18 protein-coding genes are annotated in these 22069 nt (G+C 66.2%); 14 read left to right on the forward strand and 4 right to left on the reverse strand.

Going from position 1 to position 22069, the window contains the following annotated elements; genetic code table 11:
- The first annotated feature begins 373 nt into the window (after positions 1-373).
- The 12 genes from NVV90_RS01000 to NVV90_RS01055 all read left to right on the forward strand — a co-directional run bounded on the left by NVV90_RS01000 (position 374) and on the right by NVV90_RS01055 (position 15574).
- Positions 374-2911, forward strand: a complete 2538-nt coding sequence (locus NVV90_RS01000) for an alpha-L-arabinofuranosidase C-terminal domain-containing protein (protein ID WP_258439340.1) — start codon at positions 374-376, stop codon at positions 2909-2911.
- A gap of 136 nt (positions 2912-3047) precedes the next feature.
- Complete coding sequence (locus NVV90_RS01005; protein ID WP_258439341.1) at positions 3048-6128, forward strand: beta-L-arabinofuranosidase domain-containing protein; 3081 nt, start codon at positions 3048-3050, stop codon at positions 6126-6128.
- 53 nt (positions 6129-6181) lie between these two features.
- On the forward strand, positions 6182-8422 hold the full coding sequence (locus NVV90_RS01010; RefSeq protein ID WP_258439342.1) for an immunoglobulin-like domain-containing protein: 2241 nt from the start codon (positions 6182-6184) through the stop codon (positions 8420-8422).
- 331 nt (positions 8423-8753) lie between these two features.
- Positions 8754-9056, forward strand: a complete 303-nt coding sequence (locus tag NVV90_RS01015) for an urease subunit gamma (protein WP_207617649.1) — start codon at positions 8754-8756, stop codon at positions 9054-9056.
- Between the two features lie 13 nt (positions 9057-9069).
- On the forward strand, positions 9070-9447 hold the full coding sequence (locus NVV90_RS01020; RefSeq protein ID WP_258439343.1) for an urease subunit beta: 378 nt from the start codon (positions 9070-9072) through the stop codon (positions 9445-9447).
- Positions 9444-11216: an urease subunit alpha gene (gene ureC / locus NVV90_RS01025; protein WP_258439344.1), complete on the forward strand. Its 1773-nt coding sequence runs from the start codon at positions 9444-9446 to the stop codon at positions 11214-11216. Before NVV90_RS01020 ends, ureC begins: the two co-directional genes overlap by 4 nt.
- A 21-nt stretch (positions 11217-11237) precedes the next feature.
- Positions 11238-11723, forward strand: coding sequence for an urease accessory protein UreE (ureE, locus tag NVV90_RS01030; protein ID WP_258439345.1), 486 nt, complete (start codon positions 11238-11240; stop codon positions 11721-11723).
- Positions 11704-12411 carry an urease accessory protein UreF gene (locus NVV90_RS01035; protein ID WP_258439346.1) on the forward strand — a complete coding sequence of 236 codons (708 nt, stop codon included), beginning with the start codon at positions 11704-11706 and terminating at the stop codon, positions 12409-12411. The genes ureE and NVV90_RS01035 overlap by 20 nt, the downstream gene beginning before the upstream one ends.
- 16 nt (positions 12412-12427) lie before the next feature.
- A complete protein-coding gene (gene ureG / locus NVV90_RS01040; RefSeq protein WP_258439347.1) occupies positions 12428-13045 on the forward strand; it encodes an urease accessory protein UreG in 618 nt (205 codons plus the stop codon).
- A 47-nt stretch (positions 13046-13092) separates the two neighbouring features.
- Complete coding sequence (locus NVV90_RS01045) at positions 13093-13950, forward strand: urease accessory protein UreD (protein ID WP_258441026.1); 858 nt, start codon at positions 13093-13095, stop codon at positions 13948-13950.
- Positions 13950-14993 (forward strand): HoxN/HupN/NixA family nickel/cobalt transporter, encoded by a 1044-nt coding sequence (locus tag NVV90_RS01050; protein WP_258439348.1) that lies wholly within the window; start codon positions 13950-13952, stop codon positions 14991-14993. Before NVV90_RS01045 ends, NVV90_RS01050 begins: the two co-directional genes overlap by 1 nt.
- Before the next feature lie 5 nt (positions 14994-14998).
- Positions 14999-15574 (forward strand): HhH-GPD-type base excision DNA repair protein, encoded by a 576-nt coding sequence (locus tag NVV90_RS01055; protein WP_258439349.1) that lies wholly within the window; start codon positions 14999-15001, stop codon positions 15572-15574.
- A 77-nt stretch (positions 15575-15651) separates the two neighbouring features.
- On the opposite strand, the gene NVV90_RS01060 is transcribed toward NVV90_RS01055, so the two are convergent.
- Positions 15652-18384 carry an alpha-amylase family glycosyl hydrolase gene (locus NVV90_RS01060; protein WP_258439350.1) on the reverse strand — a complete coding sequence of 911 codons (2733 nt, stop codon included), beginning with the start codon at positions 18382-18384 and terminating at the stop codon, positions 15652-15654.
- Between the two features lie 404 nt (positions 18385-18788).
- Here NVV90_RS01060 and NVV90_RS01065 point away from each other — a divergent pair, with 404 nt between their 5' ends.
- Positions 18789-18986, forward strand: a complete 198-nt coding sequence (locus tag NVV90_RS01065; RefSeq protein WP_258439351.1) for a hypothetical protein — start codon at positions 18789-18791, stop codon at positions 18984-18986.
- Complete coding sequence (locus NVV90_RS01070; protein WP_258439353.1) at positions 18983-19213, forward strand: hypothetical protein; 231 nt, start codon at positions 18983-18985, stop codon at positions 19211-19213. Before NVV90_RS01065 ends, NVV90_RS01070 begins: the two co-directional genes overlap by 4 nt.
- Here the strand turns inward: NVV90_RS01070 and NVV90_RS01075 are convergent.
- Genes NVV90_RS01075 through NVV90_RS01085 form a run of 3 tightly spaced genes read right to left on the reverse strand, consistent with a single transcriptional unit; the run spans position 19210 to position 22069 of the window.
- Entirely contained in the window at positions 19210-20259 is a 1050-nt protein-coding gene (locus NVV90_RS01075; RefSeq protein ID WP_396125332.1) for a lactonase family protein, read from the reverse strand. The genes NVV90_RS01070 and NVV90_RS01075 overlap by 4 nt on opposite strands.
- Positions 20260-20261: 2 nt before the next feature.
- Entirely contained in the window at positions 20262-21092 is an 831-nt protein-coding gene (locus tag NVV90_RS01080; RefSeq protein ID WP_258439355.1) for an aldo/keto reductase, read from the reverse strand.
- A gap of 5 nt (positions 21093-21097) precedes the next feature.
- Positions 21098-22069 (reverse strand): aldo/keto reductase, encoded by a 972-nt coding sequence (locus tag NVV90_RS01085; protein WP_258439356.1) that lies wholly within the window; start codon positions 22067-22069, stop codon positions 21098-21100.

A 22069-nucleotide genomic window follows, 5' to 3' on the forward strand; every position in this document is an offset into this window, starting at 1 on the left:
GAAGCGTAGTTACATGCAGGCGGGAGACTTCAAACACCGCCATTGCTGCAAGTGAGCTGATGAGCTCTGCGAGCAATTGTGAACGCTAACAACTGGGCCGTCAAGTGGCACTTGTCACAATTTCACTTCGACCATGACGGCGCTGTTGATCTTCGGCGGGCCTCTTTACAAGACCGGCAAGATGCCGAATACTCGTTTCCGTTCGCTAGATTGTTAGCGTTCACAACATGCGTTCAAGCCGGTGTTCAGCCGCGCGCCGGACGTCCGGGCCGGGCCGGCGTCGGCACGTGCCCTGCGGCAGCCAGCTGCCGCCCTGCACGTGCATCGCCGGGTCACCGGTGAACCGTTCAATGGAGAAAGGTCTTTCCTGTCCATGCCATCAAAACCATCAAGTCCCGCCAAACGGGCGTGCACCATGGTGCTTGCCGGGTCACTGGCGGCCGCGCTGCTGTCCTTGACTCCGGCCCTGGGTGCCAATGCCGAGCCCACCGAGAACCGGACCATCAGCATCAACGCCGCAGGGTCCGGGCCATCGATCGATTCGACCATGTACGGAGCCTTTTACGAGGACATCAACCAGGGAGCCGACGGCGGCATCTACGCGGAACTGGTCCAGAACAGGTCCTTTGAATTCAACTCCGCGGACCACCGCACATACACTCCCATGACCGCCTGGGAGACCCTGCGGCGGGGCAGCGACGGAACAGTCGCCGTCGTCGATGACACCAGCCGGCTGAACGAGAACAACCGGAACTACCTGCAGATCGATGCCACCACCGCCGGCGCCGGCAACGGCGCAGGGATCGGCGTGCGGAACACCGGCTGGAACGCCGGGCAGAAGCTCGAGGCCCACAAGAAGTACGACTACTCGGTGTGGGCCCGCACCTCCAACCCGGACGGGTCAAGCCTTGCGGTGACCCTGGAGACCCCGGAGGGCACACGGCTGGACCTCGCCACCATCAAGATCAAGGGCGACGCCTGGGCCAAGTACACGGTGACCCTCTCACCCAAAACCTCCACCGGCGCCGGCCGGCTCGCCACCGTTGTGCAGGGCGCGGGCACCGTACGTCTTGACATGATTTCCCTCTTCCCGAAGGACACCTGGAACGGCAGGGAAAACGGCCTCCGCAAGGACCTCGCCGAGATGATCAACGAGCTGAACCCCGGATTCCTGCGCTTCCCCGGCGGCTGCATCGTCAACACGGGAAGTTACGACAGCTATTCGGCCCCCAACTACACGCGGGCCCGCACGTACCAGTGGAAAGAGACCATCGGGCCCGTCGAACAGCGCCCGGTGAACCGCAACTTCTGGGGCTACAACCAGACGTACGGCCTTGGCTACATGGAGTACTTCCAGTGGGCCGAGGACCTGGGGGCCGTCCCCGTCCCCGTCGTTCCGGTGGGCGTGACCGGGTGCGGCGACAACAAGCAGGCCCCGGACCAGGCAGCCCTTGACCGTTACATCCAGGACACCCTGGACCTGATCGAGTTCGCGAACGGCGATGCCAGCACCGTGTGGGGTGCCAAGCGCATCGCCTACGGCCACCCGGCACCGTACAAGCTGGACCGCATCTCCCTCGGCAACGAGGAGTACAAGCCGGAGTTCAAGGCCTACTTCACGCAGTTCTACAACGCCGTCCGGGCGGCCCATCCCGAGATCAAGATCATCGGAAACACCGGGCCGTTCAGCCAGGGACCTGAATTCGATGACCTCGCCAACTTCAACGCCCAAACCGGCGTGGACCTGGTGGACGAGCACTACTACAACGATCCGTCCTGGTTCCTGAAGAACAACCACCGCTATGACTCCTACGACCGCAACAGCTACAAGGTGTTCCTCGGCGAGTATGCCTCTCGCGGGAACAAACCCGACAACGCGCTTGCCGAAGCCTCCTACATGACAGGCCTTGAGCGGAACGCTGACGTGGTGAAGATGGCGTCCTACGCCCCGCTGATCGCGAACGAGGCCAACACGCAGTGGAGCCCGGACATGATGTTCTTCAACGGCACCTCCATCCGGACCACGCCGAACTTCGAGGTCCAGAAGCTGTTCATGAACAACGTCGGCACGCAGGTGGTCCCGAGCATGCAGAACAATCCGGCCTCGACCGTCACACCGATCACAGGCAAGATCGGCCTGTCCACGTGGGCCACGTCCGCCCGCTATGACAATGTCAAGGTCACCGGCCAGGACGGCGCAACCCTGTTCAGCGACGACTTCTCGGGAACGGCTGCGGCGTGGACCGGCAACGGCACCGGGTCCTGGTCAATCCAGAACGGCGGCTACGTCCAGTCCAGCACCACGGCCCAGAACACCATGGTGACCGCCGGAAACGCCGACTGGAGCAACTACACGCTCAGCACCAAGGCAACCAAGCTGGCCGGATCCGAAGGCTTCCTGGTCTCCTTCGGAGTGAAGGACACCGGAAACTACTTCTGGTGGAACCTTGGCGGCTGGAACAACTCCAAGTCCGTGGTGGAGATGGCCGTCAACGGTGGAAAGACGAACATCCTGGAAAAGAACACCGTGATCCAGGCCGGACATGAATATGACATCCGGATCGAGGTCACCGGACGCACAGCCAAGCTCTACCTGGACAACGTCCTGTGGGGCACGGTGGACGATACGCCCGCCGATCCGATCTACTCCGTGGTCACCAAGGATGCGGAGTCGGGCGACACCATCGTGAAGGTGGTCAACACCTCGGCCGAACGCACGCTGGTCGACATCAAGGTGGAGGGCGCAGCCGGCATCGGCACCACGGCCGCGGTCACCACACTCCTCCAGACCGCCGACGGGCAGAACCTGGCCCCGGCGTCGAGCACGTTCAACGGTGCAGGAGCCCAGTTCACCTATGGGTTCGAGCCCAAATCGGTGACGTTCATCCGGCTGGCGGGCTCCCGCAAGTAGGCGGCACGCCGAAGCCACGGCTTTGACCGGGAAGGCCCGGCTGGATTGCGCAGCCGGGCCTTCCCCGCAGCCGGGCCTTCCCCTTGGCCGGGGGAGGCCGGCCCCAGAACATTCGCGACAAACCATCGGAGATCCAATGACGAATCACGTGTCCAGGCGCAACCTTCTCAGGCTCGGAGCGGCCACAGCCGTCCTGCCTTGGCTGCCCTCGCTTGCCGCCGTAGCGGCATCCGCGGCTGAAACCCCCATGACCAGCGGTGCCCTCGCGGCGGCGCGGGCCGTCCGCCCCTTCAAGCTGTCCGACGTCAGCCTGGGCCCCGGCGTGTTCGCCCGGAAGCGTGAGCTGATCCTGAACTTCGCGCGGGGCTACGACGAGCGGCGCTATGCCAACGTCTTCCGGGCCAACGCCGGACTCCGGCCGGTGACCGGGGTGGTCCCATTGCCGGCCGGCGGCTGGGAAGGCCTGGACGGTGAGGCGAATGGCAACCTGCGGGGACATTTCACGGGCCACCACCTGTCCATGCTGGCGCAGGCCTACGCGAGCACCGGGGAGGAGGTGTTCGGAACAAAACTGCGCAGTTTGGTGGGTTCCCTGCACGAATGCCGCCAGGCCCTTTCCCAGGAGCCGGAGATCCAGGCGCTTGCGGGCCGGTTCTCCGGGACCGCCGTCGATGTGGCCCGCGGTTCCAATGTCTACGGCCAGTTGCCAGCCGGCTCCGTCAACGGGCTTCAAAAGATGACGTTCGCCGCTTGGGTGCGCCCCACGGCGGCAGCGAACTGGGCGCGGATCTTCGACTTCGGCAACAACACCAAAAGCTACGCGTTCCTGGCCCAGCGCGACGGGCAAGGGCTTCCGCGGTTCGCCATCACGCAGAACTGGGCCGGGGGCGAACAGAAGATCGTGGGCAATGCCCCGTTGCCGCTCAACGAATGGAGCCACGTGGCCGTCACCCTGGATGGCCAGGCAGGGACCCTCTACGTCAACGGCCAACAGGCCGGTAAGAACACCGCGATGACCCTGACTCCGGCGCTGCTGGGAAGCCTGGCGAACGTGTGGCTTGGCCGCTCGCAGTACAGTGATCCCACGTTTGCCGGGGCCTACGACGACGTGAACATTTGGTCGTCCGCCCTGACCGCCGGGCAGATCGGCGAGTTGGCCGCCGCCCGCGCCTCAGCTACTTCGGCAGGCCACGGTGACGTCGTCGCCCTCGCCTGCAGCGAAACCAGCGGCTCGTTGCTTGCCGATGCCTCGGGCAAGGGCCGCCATGCCACCCTCCGGCGCACCTGGGGCCTGCCAAGCCACCCCGGGTTCCTCGCTGCGTACCCCGAGACCCAGTTCATTGAACTGGAGAGCCGGACCACGCCGGACTACTTCCGGGTCTGGGCCCCCTACTACACAGCACACAAGATCCTGAAGGGCCTCCTCGACGCCTATACGGCAACAGGGGAGCCGCAGGCCCTTGACCTGGCGGGCGGGCTCTGCGACTGGATGCATTCACGGCTGAGCAGACTCACCCCCGCCGTACGCCAGCGGATGTGGGGGATCTTCTCAAGCGGCGAGTTCGGCGGCATCGTGGAGGCCATCCTGGAGACCCACGGCCACTCCGGCAAACCGGAGCACCTGGAACTGGCCACATACTTCGACCTGGACTCCCTCATCGATGCCTGTGCCCAAAACAGGGACATCCTCACTGGCCTGCATGCCAACCAGCACATCCCGATTTTCACCGGGCTGGTGCTTTTGTACAACAAGACCGGCGAGGACCGGTACCTTGCCGCGGCCCGTAACTTCTGGGGCATGGTGGTCCCCACTCGGATGTTCAGCATCGGCGGAACCAGCCAGGGCGAGTTCTGGAAGGAACGGGACCGGATCGCCGGAACCCTGCACGAGTCCGACGCCGAAAGCTGCTGCGCCTACAACCTGCTGAAGCTCTCCCGGGAACTGTTCTTCAGGGATCAGAATCCGGCCTACATGGACTACTACGAGCGCACACTCTTCAACCAGGTCCTCGGCTCCAAGCAGGACCAGGACAATGCCGAGATGCCGCTGGTCACGTACTTCGTAGCCCTGCAGCCCGGTGCCGTCCGCGATTTCACGCCGAAGCAGGGCACCACATGCTGCGAAGGCACCGGCCTGGAGTCGGCGACGAAATACCAGGACTCCGTCTACTTCACCGATGACGACGGCAGCGCGCTCTACATCAACCTCTACGTTCCTTCGACGCTCCGCTGGGCCGGGAAGGACATCACGGTCACCCAGAAGACCACCTTTCCCTTCGAGCAGCGGACAACGCTCCAGATTGCCGGATCCGGGCAGTTCGAACTCCGGCTGCGTGTCCCTGCCTGGGCCACGGCCGGCCTCAGCGTCCGCGTCAACGGGGCGTTGGTCGATTCGCCGGCGGCGCCCGGCAGCTACATCGTCATTGACCGGGCGTGGAACAACGGGGACACCGTGGACGTGGAGATGCCGTTCGCGCTGCGGAGCGAACGGGCCCTGGACGATCCCACGGTCCAGACCCTGATGTATGGGCCGGTGAACCTCGTTGCCAGGGACGCCCGCACCACATTCCTGCCGTTCAGCCTCTACGGGGCATCCGCGCTCAACGGCGATCTTGCCGCGGCCGTCCAGCCGATCGCGGGCAAACCGCTGCATTTCACCCTTGCCGGTGTGGAGCTGGCCCCGTTCTTCGAGGGCACTGCCGACCCCTTCCACACGTATTTCCGGCGCGCCGAGCCCTCCGTGGTGTTCGGCGGCGTGGAGTCCGGAGTCGCCAACCCGACGCGGGCCAACAAATCCACTCTCCTCGACGACGTCTGGCAGGCTGCGCCCTTTGCCAACAAAGCGGAGCTTCTGAGGCGCGTCAACGAAGTGACGGGTGCCTGGGTCACCGAAGGCACGCTCTCGACGGCGGACGCTGACCGCATCTTCAATGCGGCCCAGCGCGCGGCGTTCGCCGACCCGGCGGGAGAGATCGACGATCTCCAGGACATGGCGTCCTCAGCTCTGGCCGCCGGCAGGATCACGGCCGAAGCCAACGATCAGCTTGCCGCCCGCTTGAAATTGGCACAGAAGGCACTCGCCGGGAAGACCACGGCCAAGGCCGTGCACAACCTCGAGCAGTACGTCGACGCCGCCACACGCGCCATCACTGACCAGGCGCTGCGGGAGCTTCTGCTCAACGGGGCGCAGGCGCTCATCGTCCGCCTGACCTCCTGAGCCACGCCTCCTCTCGAACAAGTCCCCCGTCCCCACCAGAGAAAGCGATTCCCATGTTCCTTGCACCCTTCCGGGCCCGAAGGGGTCCGGCACTCATCACCGCGGCGGCGGTGATGCTCGGCGGACTGGCCGCCGGATCTCCGGCCCAGGCCGCCGTCGACGACGGCTTGGTCCTCAAATACAACCTCACGGAAACCGCCGGGACCGTGGCGGAAGACAGCTCGGGCAACGGCCGGAACGGAGTGATCAGCGGAGACGCCACCACGCTGGGCACCGAAGGACTCCAGCTTGGCGGAACGAACGGCCATGTCCGCCTCCCGAACGACGTCATGCGCGGCCTTGACTCCATCACGGTCTCCACGGACGTGAAGATCTCGCCCGACCAGGGCGCCCCCTACTTCATCTGGGGCATGGGGAACACCAGCAACGGCATCGGGAACGGCTACCTCTTCACCACCGGCAACTCGCACCGGACCGCCATCGCCTCCGGGAACTGGGCAACGGAGCAGAGCACCAACGCCGGGCGGGACCTGGGCCGCGGGGCCTGGAAAACTATCACCTACACCCTCAGCGGCGGAACGGCCGTCCTCTACGAGGACGGTACCGAGGTTGCCCGCAAGACTGGCGTCACCATCACCCCGGGCAGCATCGGCGGAGGCACGACGACGGCCAACTACCTTGGCCGCTCCGTCTACAGTGCTGACAAATACCTCAAAGGCCAGGTCCGGGACTTTCGCATCTACAATCGGGCCCTCTCGGCAGACGAAGTCCGCGAGCTGGGCTACGTTTCCCCCGAACAGCGCGTTGCCTTGGACCTGCAGAACCTCTCCCTGGGGGATACGTCCGCAGTGGTTTCCGACCTCAAGCTGCCCCTCACCGGCCCCAACGGCTCGGCCTACACCTGGTCGTCCTCCGATGCAGCCATCGTGTCCGCCCAGGGCGCCGTAACCCGCCCGGCCCACGGAGAGGGAACCGCCACCGTCACCCTGAGCGCCACGGCAAGCTGGGGCGGGGCATCGGCCTCCAGGACGTTCTCCGTCACCGTGCCGGAGGACATCAGCGACGCGCAGAAGGTCAGCGAAGCCACCGCCGCCCTGAACGTGTGGGACGCCGAGGCCATCCGCGGGAACATCACCCTTCCCACCACGGGACTTCACGGAACCACGGTGGAGTGGAAGTCCAGCGACGTTTCGGTGATCACCGCCACCGGCGAGGTCACACGGCCGGGCTATGGCAACCGGGCAGCAGAGCTCAACCTCCAGGCGACTGTCACCCTCGGCAAGGCCAAGGACAAGAAAAAGTTCCGTACCACCGTTCTGCCCCTGCCCAAGGACGAGGCCAAGGAAGGGTACGCCTTCGCGTACTTCACCGGCAACGACCTTGCGGGCGAGAACATCTTCATGGCCGCAAGCCGCGGCAATGACGCGCTCAAATGGGACGAACTGAACGGCGGAAAGCCCGTCCTCAAATCCGGCCTAGGCACCAAGGGGCTGCGTGATCCGTTCGTCATCCGCTCCCCGGAAGGCGACAAGTTCTACATGATCGCCACGGACCTCTCCATCGGCAGCGGAACCAGCTGGGACGCCTCTCAGCGCCAGGGAAGCCAGTACATCGAGGTCTGGGAATCCACCGACTTGGTGACCTGGTCCGCGCAGCGGCACGTGAAGGTTTCGCCGGACACCGCAGGAAACACCTGGGCGCCAGAAGCACACTACGACGAGACGATCGGCGCCTACGTTGTCTACTGGGCCTCCAAGATCTACGCCGACAACGACCCCAGCCACTCCGGCGGCACGTACAACAAGATGATGTACTCCACCACCCGGGACTTCAGGACCTTCACCGAGCCCAAGGTGTGGAACGATCCCAGGAATTCAGTCATCGACTCCACCGTCATCAAGGAGGGCGATACGTTCTACCGGTTCACGAAGGACGAAGGACGTGTCTCGGGATGCCTGGACATCATGCAGGAAAAGTCGGACGAGCTGCTGGCCGTCGACCTGCCCGCCACGGACCCGCGCAACTGGGCCCTGATGGGCAACTGCATCGGCAAGAATGCCGGCACAAGCGGGGTGGAAGGGCCTACGGTCTTCAAGTCGAACACCGAACAAAAGTACTACCTGTTCGTTGACGAGTTCGGCGGCCGCGGCTACATTCCGCTGGAAAGCACCAGCCTCGAAAACCCGGACTGGAAGCTCTCCAGCAACTACGAATTGCCCCGGGCTCCGCGCCACGGGACTGTCCTGCCGGTCACCAAGGCCGAGCTGGAACAGCTTCACGGACAGCTCGGGTGAGCTGAGCACGATTGAAACGAGGAGGAGGGCCGCAGCTGTGAACTAGTCACAGCGGCGGCCCTCCTCCTCGCATCTGGGTCACAGCCGGTGTCGTCATGAGGCGCATGACGGCAACAACTGCGAGTCATTGGGAAGCGCGGAAACCTGACGGAAACGCCCGGCCCTTACGCTGGTCACAATGCGTTGGGGAGAGGCGGCGCCGGGCCTGGCTGGAAGTGTCAGACGTTTGGAGCTATAACCGTAGTAGCTGCCCCCGACGTCCTCGGCTGTTTCCAGCCTCGAGTGATCTGACGTCCGGCTTCGCGGCACCCAACTTTCCGAAGGAGAACTGATGCATCTTTTGCCCCGTGAGCAGGAAAAGCTCATGATCGTGGTTGCCGCCGACCTCGCGCGGCGCCGGCAGGCCCGGGGGCTCAAGCTGAACTTTCCCGAGGCCGTGGCGATCATCAGCTACGAACTGATCGAAGGGGCCCGCGACGGCCGCACGGTGGCTGACCTCATGAGCTACGGCACCACTCTGCTCCGGCGCGAGGACGTCATGGAGGGCGTGCCCGAGATGATCCACGATGTGCAGATCGAGGCCACGTTCCCCGATGGCACCAAGCTCGTCACCGTCCACGACCCCATCCGCTAGGAGCGCATCCCCCATGATTCCCGGTGAATACAGGCTCCACTCGGAGCCGATCACGTGCAACAGCGGCCGCGAGGCAATCGCCGTCGAGGTCGTCAACCGCGGCGACCGCCCCGTCCAGGTCGGCTCGCACTACCACTTCGCCGAGGCGAACCCCGGCCTCGAATTCGACCGCGAACTGGCGTACGGCCGCCGCCTGGACATCCCAGCGGGCACCGCCGCCCGCTTCGAGCCCGGCGACACCAAGACCGTCCACCTGGTGGAGCTGGCCGGCACCCGCGAGGTCCACGGCCTCCGCGACGCCGTCAACGGACCGCTGGACACCGCCGGCGCCCGCGCCACCGCGCCCGCCGGCGCGGCCGCCTCCCGCAAGAGCGAAGGGACCGCCCAGTGAGCTTCGAGGTTTCCCGCCGGCAGTACGCCGAGCTGTACGGCCCGACGACGGGCGACGCCATCCGCCTGGCGGACACCGAGCTGTTCCTCGAGATCGAGAAGGACTACACCGTCTACGGCGAGGAAGTCATGTTCGGCGGCGGCAAGGTGGTCCGCGACGGCATGGGCCAGAACGGCCAGGTGACCCGCGACGGGTTGCGTCCCGGCTCGGACGAGGTCCTGGACGTCCCGGATACGGTCATCTCCAACGTGATCGTGCTGGACTACACCGGCATCTACAAGGCCGACGTCGCACTCAAGGACGGCCACATCTTCAAGATCGGCAAGGCCGGCAACCCGCAGATCGCCGACGGCGTGGACATCGTGATCGGCGCCAGCACCGAGATGATCGCCGGCGAAGGCAAGATCCTCACCGCCGGCGGCATCGACACGCACATCCACTACATCTCCCCGGACCAGGTCCCCACGGCGCTGTGCAACGGCGTCACCACCATGGTGGGCGGCGGCACCGGCCCCGCGGACGGCACCAAGGCCACCACCATCACCCCCGGCGCCTGGCACATTTCCCGGATCCTGCAGTCCGCCGAGGGCCTGCCCATCAACATCGGCGTCTTCGGCAAGGGCCACGCCTCCGCCGTCGAGCCCTTGGCCGAGCAGATCCGTGCCGGTGCCATCGGCCTGAAGGTCCATGAGGACTGGGGCTCCACCACCTCGTCCATCGACATGTCCCTGCGCGTCGCCGACGAATACGACGTCCAGGTGGCCATCCACACCGACACGCTCAACGAGTGCGGCTTCGTGGAAGACACCATCAAGGCGATCGACGGGCGCGTCATCCACACCTTCCACACGGAAGGCGCCGGCGGCGGGCACGCCCCGGACATCATCAAGATGGCCGGCCTGCCCAACGTGCTCCCGGCGTCCACCAACCCCACGCTGCCCTACACGCGCAACACCATTGAAGAGCACCTGGACATGCTCATGGTCTGCCACCACCTGAACCCTGACATCCCGGAGGACGTGGCCTTCGCCGATTCGCGCATCCGTGCCGAGACCATCGCCGCCGAGGACGTCCTGCAGGACCTGGGCATCTTCGCCATCACCTCCTCGGACTCGCAGGCCATGGGCCGCGTGGGCGAAGTGGTGACCCGCACCTGGCAGGTGGCCAACGCCATGAAGCAGCAGCGCGGCGTGCTGAAGGACCCCTCGGGAGCCCAGCACGGGGCCGCCAACGGCCTGGGTGCGGAAAGCGACAACTTCCGGCTCAAGCGGTACGTGGCCAAGTACACCATCAACCCGGCCATCGCGCAGGGCATGGCGGAGTCCATCGGCTCCATCGAGCCCGGCAAGTTCGCTGACCTGGTGCTCTGGAACCCGGCGTTCTTCGGCGTGAAGCCGGATCTGGTGCTCAAGGGCGGCCAGATCGCGTACGCGCTGATGGGCGATTCCAACGGCTCCATCCCCACGCCGCAGCCGCGCACCATGCGCCCCATGTTCGCCACGCTCGGCAAGGCGTTGCAGCAGTCCTCCATCACCTTCCTGTCCCAGGCGGCCATCGAGGCCGGTGTGCCCGCGGAACTGGGCCTGGAGCGGGTCATCCGCCCGGTGTCCGGCATCCGAAACCTCACCAAGTCCGATCTGAAGCACAACGGTGCCACGCCGGACATCCAGGTGGATCCCGAGACGTACACCGTCACCGTGGACGGCGTGGAAGCCAGCTGCGAACCCTCCGATGTGCTGCCGATGGCGCAGCGCTACTTCCTCTTCTAAGTTCTCCGAGAGGACCACCACGTGATTGTTGAAAAGATCCTGGGCAACCTGCACGAGCTGCCCGCCACCGAGGCCGAAGCCTACGCCGGCCACCACCGGGAAAAGGTCGTGCTGCCCAGCGCCCTGCTGGTCAAGCGCATCCAGCGCGTCACCACGGACCACGGCAAGGAGCTGGGCATCCGGCTCCCGTCCGGTTCCGGTGACCTGCGCGACGGCGACATCCTCGCCGTGGAGGAGGCCAACCTGATCGTGGTTTCGGTGCTGCCTACCGACGTGCTGGTCATCGCCCCGCGGACCATCCACGAGATGGGCGTGGTGGCGCACTCCCTGGGCAACCGCCACCTGCAGGCCCAGTTCTTCGACGCCGCCTCCGAGTACGCGGCCGAGGTGATGGTGTGCCAGTACGACCACACAGTGGAGGACTATCTCAAGCACGTGGGCGTCCTGTACAACCGCCAAGAGCGCGTGATGCCGGTGCCGTTCCGCCATGCCGAACACACGCACTAGCCCCGCCCCGGCCGAAGGAGGGCATGGCTACCGGCTGGCGCTCCAGCAGCTGACCGACTCCGCGCTGCCTACCGGTGCCTTTGCGCATTCGCTGGGCTTCGAGACGTACATCCACCGCGGCCTGGTGCACGACGAAGCCACGTTCGGCACCTGGCTGCACGCCTTCGTGGCCCAGCAGCTGACCTACTCGGACGCCCTGGCCATGCGCTTCCTCTACGACGGCGCCGAGCTCGCCGAACTTGACGCTTACCTGAGCGCGCAGCTGCTGCCCCGGCAGCTGCGCGAGGCCAGCACCAAGATGGGCGGGCGGCTGATCGAGATCGGCACCGAGGTTTTCCCCTCCGCCGAGCTGGACGCGTACCGGACCCTGGTGGGTGAAGGCCGCGCCGCCGGCCACCAGCCGCTGGCGTTCGCCGTCGTCGCGCACTCCCTGGGGGTTCCCTTCGAGGAAGCGCTGGCCGCGTACCTGTTCGCCACGGTGACGTCCCTGACGCAGAACGCCGTGCGCGCCATCCCGCTCGGCCAGAACGCCGGGCAGCGCGTGCTGCGGGCAGCGCACGACGCCGTTGCTGCCGCCGTCGGGCAGGTCCGTCACCTGGGCTGGGACGACTTCGGGGCCGTGAGCCCCGGACTTGAGATTTCGCAGATGCGGCACGAGAGACAACGTGCCCGTATGTTCATGAGTTAAACATTCAGGAGGACACATGTCTGAACCCATCAAAATCGGCGTCGGCGGCCCGGTCGGCGCCGGCAAGACCCAGCTCGTGGAACGGCTCACGCGCCACATGAGCCTGGAGATCTCCATGGCCGCCATCACCAACGACATCTACACCATCGAGGACGCCAAGATCCTGGCTGCCAACGGCATCCTGCCCGAGGACCGGATCATCGGCGTCGAAACCGGCGGCTGCCCCCACACGGCCATCCGCGAGGACACCTCGATGAACACCGCCGCCATCGAGGAACTCAAGAAGCGCCACCCGGACCTGCAGGTGATCTTCGTCGAATCCGGCGGCGACAACCTCTCCGCAACCTTCAGCCCCGAGCTGGTGGACTTCTCGATCTACATCATCGACGTCGCCCAGGGCGAGAAGATCCCGCGCAAGGCCGGCCAGGGCATGATCAAGTCCGACCTCTTCATCATCAACAAGACCGACCTTGCACCCCACGTCGGCGCCGACCTGTCCATCATGGAACGGGACTCAAAGGAATTCCGCGGCGCGAAGCCCTTCTGCTTCACCAACCTGAAGACGGACGAAGGGCTGGACAAGGTCATCGAATGGGTGCGGCACGACGTCCTGATGCTCGACCTGACGCAGTGAGTACCGGCACGACGGCGGACGGGAGGGGTCCGGCGGTCAAGGAGGCGATGGGCGAGCTCGCCTTGAGGGTCGCCGTGCGTGGGGACCGCTGCGTTGCCGTGCATCAGTTCCATCAGGGTGCCTTAAGAGTTTTGAGGCCGCACTACCTCGATGACTCGGGCCAGGTCTGCTACGTCATGGTGAACCCCGGCGGGGCCTACCTGGGCGCGGACCTGTACACCGTGGACGTCGAGGTGGAGCCCGGGGCCCGCTTGTTGTTGACCACGCAGTCGGCCACCAAGATCTACCGGACGCCGGGCTCCTACGCTGAGCAGCGGATGTCCCTGGTACTGGGGGAGGGGGCGCAGCTGGAGCTGGCCCCGGACCAGCTCATCGCCTACCGCGAGGCAAGCTACCGGCAGAACACGCACATTACCGTGCACCCGGCGTCGAGCCTGCTCATGGCCGAGGTCATCACGCCCGGCTGGTCGCCGGACGGTTCCTCGTTCAAGTACGAGGAACTGCGGCTCCGCACCGAGATCCACGTGGCGGGCCCGGCCGGCGACGGCACCCACGGCACGGAGCTGCTGGCGCTGGACAACCTCCTCATCCGGCCCCGGGTCGGCGCCCCGCTGGGGGACGTCACCGGGATGGGCTTCATGGAGGGCTTCAGCCACCTGGGCTCGCTGATCGTGGTGGACGCCCGCGTGGACCAGGCGCTCGCCGATGAACTGAACGCCCTCACCGCGGGCCGCGACGCGTACACAGGCGTGTCCCTGACCGCCACCGTCTCCGGGACCACGGGACTCATCCTGCGGTCCCTTTCGAACAGCACCGAGGAACTCAACCATGTGCTCGGGGCCTGCACGGCCCTCCTGCGCGAACGCTGGTACGGCCAGGCGCCGCTGAACCTAAGGAAGTACTAATGACAACACTCACCGAGTTCGCCACCATGTACCGCCAGCGTGAGCAGCTGTCCATCAAGACCCGCCTGCTGTTCACCTTCGGCGCCGTCGCCGCCCTCCACCTCGCCGCCGTCGTGCTTCTCCTCATCGGCATCGCAGGGGCGGGGCAGCCCCTGGCGCTGGGACTGGTCCTGACCGCCTACCTGGCCGGCATCAAGCACAGCTACGACTGGGACCACATCGCCGCGATCGACAACTCCACCCGGAAGTTCGTGGCGCAGCGCAAGGACCCCGTCAGCGTGGGCTTCGCGTTCAGCCTGGGGCACAGCTCCGTGGTGATCCTGGCCGGCGTCCTGGTGGTGGCCGGCGCCACCCTGGTGGGACAGTTCATGGAGGACGGCACCACGGGAAACCTAGTGCTGGGCCTGATCGGCAGCGGCGTCTCCGGGCTCTTCCTGCTGGCCATGGGCATCTTCAACGGCTCGGCCTTCCTCCGCGCCGCCCAGGCCTACCGGAACGTGCAGGGCGGCGGCGAGGTGCGCGAGGAGGACCTCGAGGCCAAGGGCTTCATCGCCCGCCTGCTGGCCAAGCCGCTGGCCAAGGTGGAGCGGCCTCGGAACATCTACGTGATCGGCTTCCTGTTCGGGCTGGGCTTCGATACCGCCACCACCATCGGCCTGCTGGTCATGACGACGGCGGCGTCCCTGGCCGGCGTCTCGCCGCTCGCCCTGCTGGCGCTCCCGCTGGCGTTCACCGCGGCCATGACATTGTGCGATTCGGCGAACGGCGTCGCCATGATGAAGATGTACAAATCGGCCATCCACAACCCGCAGCGGAAGCTGGGCTTCAACGCGGTCATCACCGGGATCTCGGCCGTCTCGGCCCTGTTCATCTCCGTCATCACCTTGGGCGGCTTCCTCAACGCGGCCTTCTCACTGGAAGACCCGCTCACCAGCTGGCTGGGCGGGATCGACCTCGGCGACGCCGGGCTGATCCTCATTGCCCTGTTCGTGGTGGTGTGGGCCGTTGCCGCGTTGCGTGGGCGGGCCAGAGTGGCAGGATAGGGCGCATGGAACTGCACATCACGGGGGACCCCGTTGCCGACAAACTGCTCAGCGATGACGCTTTTGCACTGCTGACCGGCATGCTGCTCGACCAGCAGGTAACCATGGAATCGGCGTTTGCCGGTCCTGAAAAGATCCGGACGCGCATCGGATCCTTGGATCCGGCGGTGATCGCCGGCTACGACCCCCAAGGCTTCGTTGACATGTTCAAGGAGCGCCCTGCCGTGCACCGTTTCCCCGGATCCATGGCCGGACGTGTCCAGGACCTGGCCGAAACCGTGCACAGCGAGTGGAACGGGGAAGCTACCGCCATCTGGACGCAGGGCAACCCCGACGGCCAGGAAGTGCTGCGCAGGCTCAAGGCCCTGCCGGGATTCGGCGAGCAAAAGGCGAAGATCTTCCTCGCGCTCCTGGGGAAGCAGTGCGGCCTCCAGGCAGAAGGCTGGCGTGAGGCCGCCGGACACTACGGCCAGGCAGGCGCCTTCCTGTCCGTCGCGGACATTGTGGATCCGGAATCCCTGGGCAAGGTGCGCGCCAGCAAGCAGGCGGCGAAGGCCGCCGCCAAGGCCGCGAAGGGCTAACCTCTGAATCCCAACTGAGTAGCAGCAGGTGTCGTTTTGGGGGCCCAAAACGACACCTGCCGCTACCTACTTTTGGGTCAACCAGCCGTGATCAGGTGGCTGGCGTGGTTGTACCGGAAGGTGACCGGGCCGCCGTCGTGGTTCAGCGCAATGTTGCTGCCGTTCGCGGCGCCGCCCAGGCCGTAGTTCTCGGCCCAGGAGCCATTGATCGCGGCCTTGAACTCATACGATCCCGTCGGCAGATTCGCCACGGTCAGCTTCCAGATCCCGTCCGAAGGATCCAGCGCCAGCCGGGCCTGCGAACAGTCCGGCATCCAGTCACCCGCGCAGCCGAGCTCGGAGTTGAGGCTGCCCGGCACGGACACGGCAGCAGGCTGCTGTCCCGCAGTGACGGCACTGATCACGTTGCTGGCGTGGTCGTAGAGGAACGTGACGGGGCCGCCTGAGTGGTCCAGGACCACGTTGGGGCCGTTCGGCTCGCCGCCCGCACCGTAGTTCTCGTCCCAGCTGCCGTTCAGCGCAGCCTTGAATTCGTAGTGCCCCGCAGGCAGGTTCGGGACGTTCAGCTGCCACAGACGGTGGGTCGGTTCGTAGCTCATGGACGCCTGCCCGCAGGACGGCTGCCAGTCCTCCGAGCAGCCCAGCTCGGTGTTGAGGCTGCCCGCCACGGTGACGGTCTCGGGCTGCGTCGGCTCGCCCACCACACCGCTGCGCGGTTCGCTGGCCGAGGTGTGGCCGGCGTTGTCCAGCACCACCGCACGGTACTCCACCGCGGCGCCGGCTTCGATCGACGAAACGTCGTGGAACACCTGGTACGGCGCGTTGTCGTCCGTGCCGATCGCCTGCCACTCGCCGCCCGGCGTGCGCGCCTCGAAGGTGACTTCATGGAACGAGCTGCCGTCGACGTCGGCGGTTACCTTCAGGCGGGTGGCGTCACCGGCCGCCGTGACCGGCTTCTTGAGTACGACGGCGGGGGCCGCCGTGGACTTCGCAAGCCGCCCGCTGGCCTGGTACACCACGGCGGACAGCGGCGGCACGGTGACGGTGAGCTTGGCCTGCGCGTCGCTCTTCGCCTCGGCCGCGGCATCGCCGTAGACGAGCCCGAACGGCCGCTTCGCTTCATAGGTGGGGATGGCGGCGGTCTGCGCGGTCTCGCTGTTGTTCAAGGCCACGAGGTATTCGCGCTGGTCCTTGGCATCGATGCGCGAGAAGGCATAGATCCCGGCGCCGTCCGCCGCGTAGCGGTTCTGCTGGGCGCCGTCGCGGAGCGCGGGGTGCTCGGCGGTGAGGGCCGCGAGTTCGCTGATCTTGCGGTACAGCGGGTGCTGGGCGTCGAAGTTGTCCGTGGCGTGCGTGGAAGCAGTGCCCAGCAGGTCGTCGTCGAGGTACTCCTGGACCTGGCTGGCGAACATCGACTGCCGGGAGTCCTGGTCGCCGCCGGCGCCCGTGAAGCCCTGCTCGTCGCCGTAGTAGACCACGGGGTTGCCGCGGGAGAGGTACATCAGCTCGTGGGCGAGTTCATCGCGCTGCACCAGTTCGGCGTCGGGGGCGCCCGCATTGTCCTGGGCGATGAACGTGCCGATCCGACCCATGTCGTGGTTCCCCAGGAAGGTGGGCAGCTGGTAGACGTTGGAATCGGCGTCCGTGTACCAGTCGTCGCCGGCGAAGAAGTCGGCCAGGCCGGTGGCCTTGCTGCCCTGGGACGCGAAGCTGCGGGCGGCACCCTGGAAGCCGAAGTCCAGCACGGCCTGCATGCGGTTCTTGGTGGTGTACTTCGAGGTGACGCTCTTGGAGGTGTCGAAGACCTCGCCGAACATGAAGAACTCGTCCTTGCCCTGTTCCTTGGCGTAGCTGAGCACGCGGGGCCCGAACTGCTGCCAGAACTCGTCGTTCACGTGCTTCATGGTGTCGATCCGGAAGCCGTCGATCCCGAAGTCGCGGATCCACATCTCGTAGATGTCCACCATGCCGTCAACCACGCGCGGGTTCTCGGTGAACAGGTCATCGAGGCCGAAGAAGTCCCCGTACGTGGAGTCCTCCCCGGCAAAGTTGGTGTTGCCGCGGTTGTGGTAGAGCGTGGGGTCGTTGAGCCAGGCGGGGACTTTGACGTCCTGCTCGGCCGTGGGAACCGCGGGCGTGTAGGGGAAGGACGTGGCGGCATCCAGTGCGGGGAAGTCCTGCGTCCCGGCGTAGTCGTGGTCGTCGAAGGCCTCGCCCGTCGCGGCGCGGTACGGCTCCGTGGCCTTGGAAATGTAGGGCGCCGAGGACGTCTCCTGGTACTGGACGACGTCGGCCGTGTGATTGGCGATGATGTCGAAGTAGACCTTCATGCCGCGGGCGTGGGCGGCGTCGATGAGGGTCTTCAGCTCGGCGTTGGTGCCCAGGTGGGGGTCGATCTGGGTGAAGTCGGTGACCCAGTAGCCGTGGTAGCCGGCCGAGCTGTTGTCCAGCTGCCCGCCGCCCTGGACGGCCTTGTTCTTGAAGCTCGGGGTGAGCCACAGGGCGTTGGTGCCCAGGCCCTGGATGTACTCCAGCCGGTCCTGCAGGCCCTTCAGGTCGCCGCCGTTGTAGAAGCCCTTGCGGGTGGGATCGTAGCCGGACACCATCGGATCGGAACCCAGCCCGCCGTCGTCGTTGGCTGTGCTGCCGTTGCCGAAACGGTCGGCCATGACGAAGTAGAAGTTCTGATTGCTGACGCCGCCGCGGACCGAATGCTGGGCTGCTGGATCGGCGGCGGGCTTCTTGAGGCCGATGTCCGCGGCGCCCGCGGGCAGGACGCCCGACGCCGTCACCACCGCGGAGGCGAGCACGACGGCGGCCGTGCGGCGGAATGCCCTGCGCGGACTTCCACTCGGGTCCTTTCGGGGGACGGCGGCTCTGGATGGGACGGTTTGGGGGTAAACGGTTCGGGGGCTGCGAGATAACAAGTGATGAACCTTCCGCTAAGCGACTTTGCTGTGTGGCAAGTCACAACTGTAAACGCTTGCGTTGGCTTAATCCACAGAAATGAAGGGAATTGCTGGCGAATTCCTGAATCACGCGATGCCAAACTGGAAACGCTTGCACTACTGCCGACTGCCCGTTGTGGAAAATCTCATTGTGCCTCTGCATGATGAGTCTGCGGAATGTTATGCACCTGTCCATAACGCGGCGTTCCTGACTTGCATAGGGTTGAGGAGATCTGGTTCACACGACTCAAGGATGAATTTCAACGATGAAGAGCATCGCCCTCCTTCGCGAGCGCGCCACGCGCGCCATGCCCACCGGTTCCCACTGCCCGGCATCGGGATTGTGGAGCCCGGACTCTGATCCGGACGCCGTGCAGGTGTTCCCCGAAGGCCATGTGCTTCCCGCCCACAACGGCATGCCGACCATCTGGCGCCGGCGCCCTGCCGGCGGCGCGTCTGCATGACCAGCATCCTTTTGAAGCGGCCGGCCGGCTACCGGCACATCCCCTCATCCAAATGGACGGAGCTCAGCTCCGGCGATGCCGTATGGATCTATGAAGCGGGCTGGGGTGTCGGAGCCGGGCGCGTTGACGTGGTCTCCACGGACCACGAATTGCTGTGGGTGCTCCTTGAGCCCACCGGCCGCAGATTGCTCTGTGGAACGGACGCCGTAGAGGTCTGGTCCGCCTAGGACCCGTCGAGATGGCCGGCGGCGAGCAGCGCCGTCGGCGATCCGGTTTCCACACGGCTGATCGGGCCTTCCGGCAGCCCCGTTTCCGGGTGCAGCCGGAAGGTCACCACGTCGTTGGACCGTTCGTGGGCAACGTGCAGCCAGCCCGCGCGCACCAGGTGGTGGCGCGGCCAGTTGCCGCCGCTCGGCACATCCGCCAGTGGCTCCAGGCGCGTGCCGTCCTCCGTGACACGCAGGACGCAGATGCGGTTCGACCCCCGGACGCCAACATAGGCGTGCCGACCGTCCGGTGACAGCCCGATCTCAGCCGCGGAGTCGCCGTCGAACGCTCCCTCCGCAGTTGCGGGACCAATGGCCGCGAGCTCAAACGTGCCGTCCGGCGAGGGCCTGACCGTCGCCACCTCGATCGAGTACTCGGTCACCACAAAGACGGTCCCGCTGGAATGCCGGGTCAGGTGCCGCGGCCCCGAACCCTTGGGGAGCACCACCTGATGGTCCGCCACCAGGCCCTCGCCCGGCACGTAGCGCCACACGCGCAGCAGGTCATGGCCCAAGTCCGTCGTCATGATGCGGCCGTCCGGCAGCATGAGGCTGGCGTGCGCACGGCTGGGCCGCGCTTCGCCGCCAGGCCCGGCGCCGTAAGGGTCGACGGCGGGTGCGGCACTGTGGCGCGAGGTGATGCCGCCGTCGTGGTCAAGTTCGTAAAGGACCACCTGGCCGTCGCCCCAGCAGGCAACCACCAGGAAGCGGCCCTGCGGATCCACCGCCACATGGCAGGCGGCCGGGCCGGCGGGCCAGGTCCCGCCCAGCGGGTCAAGTCCGGAAGCGCCGCTCGGCCGATAGGCCCGGACCGTCTGCGCGTGTTCTTCCACGGCGTAGACCACCGGCAGTTCGGGATGGATTGCAAGGAACGACGGCGAATCGGCGGCAGTCGCCAGCCCCAGGGACGCCACGTGGCCGTCCGCGCCGAGCGAGAGCGCTCCGATGCCTTTCCCGTTCCCGTTGCTGTCCGCGGTGTAGGACCCTGTCCAGACCAGTTCTGCCACCGTCAGTGGCCCTGCACGTCGGAGTCCACGCCGGCGTCGGGCCCGGCGTCCAGCGTGTCCAGGGCGGCGAGGTCCTCGTGGTCCAGGGTGAAGTCGAAGACGTCCAGGTTTTCCTGCATGCGCTCCGGGTTCGAGGTCTTGGGGATGGCGACCAGGCCATGCTGGACGTGCCAGCGGAGCACCACCTGCCCGGGCGTCTTGGCGTGCTTCTTCCCGAGGCGGGCCAGCACCGGGGCATGGAGCAGATCCCCGCCCGCGCCCAGGGGGCTGTAGGACTCGGTGACGATGTGGTGCTGTTGGTTGAACGCACGCGCAACCGGCCGCGGAATGGCGGGGCTCAGCTGGATCTGGTTGACGGCCGGCACAACGTCGGTTTCGGCGAAAAGCAGGTCCAGGTGCGCGGGCTTGAAGTTTGAAACGCCGATCGAGCGGACCTTGCCCGAGGCCTGCAGTTCCTCGAAGGTCTTCCAGGTGGAGACGAAGTCACGGCGCCGGGGGAGCGGCCAATGGATCAGGAGCAGGTCCACGTAGTCCAGGCCCAGGCGTTGCAGCGATCCGTCCAGTCCAGCCGCGGCCCTGCCCGAGCCCTGGAACTCACCGTCCAGCTTGGTGGTGACGAACAGTTCCTCCCGGACCACCCCGCAGGCGCGGATCCCGTTGCCAACGCCCTGCTCGTTGCCGTACTTGACGGCGGTATCGATGTGCCGATAGCCCAGCCCCACGGCCTGGACCACCGCCTCGGCAACCCGGGCGTCGTCCAAGGGCCAGGTGCCCAAGCCGATCTGCGGGATCCGGTGGCCATCGTTGAGTTCGATGAGCGGTGAAAGTGCCATGCCGGTCACCACGCGTAGTCCTCGGGCGCGGTGCGGTGCCCCGGGAAGATGTCGTCCAGCCTCTTGAGCGCATCGGCGTCGAGGGTGACATCCAATGCGCGGATGGCGGCGTCGAGCTGTTCCTGCGTGCGCGGCCCCACAATCGGTGCCGTCACGGCGGGCTGGTGGAGCAGCCAGGCAAGGGCGATGTCGCCGGGGGCTTGGCCCAGGTCATCGGCGAAGTCCTCGTACTGCTGGATCTGGTCCCGGTGCTTCTTCAGGGTTTCCAGTGCACGCCCTTCGGCGCGGCGGACGCCCTGCTGTTCCTTCTTCAGCACGCCGCCCAGCAGGCCTCCATGCAGCGGCGACCACGGAATCAGTCCGAGGCCGTACTGCTGCGCGGCCGGAATGACCTCGAGTTCCACCTGACGGGTGAGCAGGTTGTAGATGGACTGCTCGCTGACCAGGCCCGTGTAGTGGCGCCTCCGGGCGGCTTCCTGGGCCTGGGCGATGTGCCAGCCGGCAAAGTTGCTGCTGCCCGCATACAGGATCTTGCCCTGCTGCACGGCCACTTCCATCGCCTGCCAGATCTCGTCCCACGGCGTATCGCGATCGATGTGGTGGAACTGGTAGATGTCGATGTAGTCCGTCTGCAGCCGCTTGAGGCTGGCGTCCAGGGCGCGCCGGATGTTCAGCGCGGAGAGTTTGGACTCGTTGGGGCGGTCCGTCATGGTGCCGTACAGCTTGGTGGCGAGGACGGTCCGTTCGCGGCGCTCGCCGCCCTTCGCGAACCAGCGGCCGAGGATCTCCTCCGTCCAGCCGCGGTGTCCGGTGCCGCCGTAGACGTTGGCGGTGTCGAAGAAGTTGATGCCGGAGTCCAGTGCGGCGTCCATGATCGAGTGGGCTGTCGCCTCCTCGGTCTGCGGGCCGAAGTTCATGGTGCCCAGGCAGAGGCGGGAGACTTTCAGGCCGGAGCGGCCCAGATGGGTGTAATGCAC

Origin of the sequence: Arthrobacter sp. CJ23 (genome assembly GCF_024741795.1) — a bacterium.
Lineage (GTDB): Bacteria > Actinomycetota > Actinomycetes > Actinomycetales > Micrococcaceae > Arthrobacter.

Bases quoted from the DNA above. Each gene is read 5' to 3' on its own strand.
- NVV90_RS01000 (WP_258439340.1), top strand. From the start codon at position 374: ATGCCATCAAAACCATCAAGTCCCGCCAAACGGGCGTGCACCATGGTG.
- NVV90_RS01005 (WP_258439341.1), top strand. From the start codon at position 3,048: ATGACGAATCACGTGTCCAGGCGCAACCTTCTCAGGCTCGGAGCGGCC.
- NVV90_RS01010 (WP_258439342.1), top strand. From the start codon at position 6,182: ATGTTCCTTGCACCCTTCCGGGCCCGAAGGGGTCCGGCACTCATCACC.
- NVV90_RS01015 (WP_207617649.1), top strand. From the start codon at position 8,754: ATGCATCTTTTGCCCCGTGAGCAGGAAAAGCTCATGATCGTGGTTGCC.
- NVV90_RS01020 (WP_258439343.1), top strand. From the start codon at position 9,070: ATGATTCCCGGTGAATACAGGCTCCACTCGGAGCCGATCACGTGCAAC.
- NVV90_RS01035 (WP_258439346.1), top strand. From the start codon at position 11,704: ATGCCGAACACACGCACTAGCCCCGCCCCGGCCGAAGGAGGGCATGGC.
- ureG (WP_258439347.1), top strand. From the start codon at position 12,428: ATGTCTGAACCCATCAAAATCGGCGTCGGCGGCCCGGTCGGCGCCGGC.
- NVV90_RS01045 (WP_258441026.1), top strand. From the start codon at position 13,093: ATGGGCGAGCTCGCCTTGAGGGTCGCCGTGCGTGGGGACCGCTGCGTT.
- NVV90_RS01050 (WP_258439348.1), top strand. From the start codon at position 13,950: ATGACAACACTCACCGAGTTCGCCACCATGTACCGCCAGCGTGAGCAG.
- NVV90_RS01055 (WP_258439349.1), top strand. From the start codon at position 14,999: ATGGAACTGCACATCACGGGGGACCCCGTTGCCGACAAACTGCTCAGC.
- NVV90_RS01065 (WP_258439351.1), top strand. From the start codon at position 18,789: ATGAAGAGCATCGCCCTCCTTCGCGAGCGCGCCACGCGCGCCATGCCC.
- NVV90_RS01070 (WP_258439353.1), top strand. From the start codon at position 18,983: ATGACCAGCATCCTTTTGAAGCGGCCGGCCGGCTACCGGCACATCCCC.
- NVV90_RS01080 (WP_258439355.1), bottom strand. From the start codon at position 21,092: ATGGCACTTTCACCGCTCATCGAACTCAACGATGGCCACCGGATCCCG.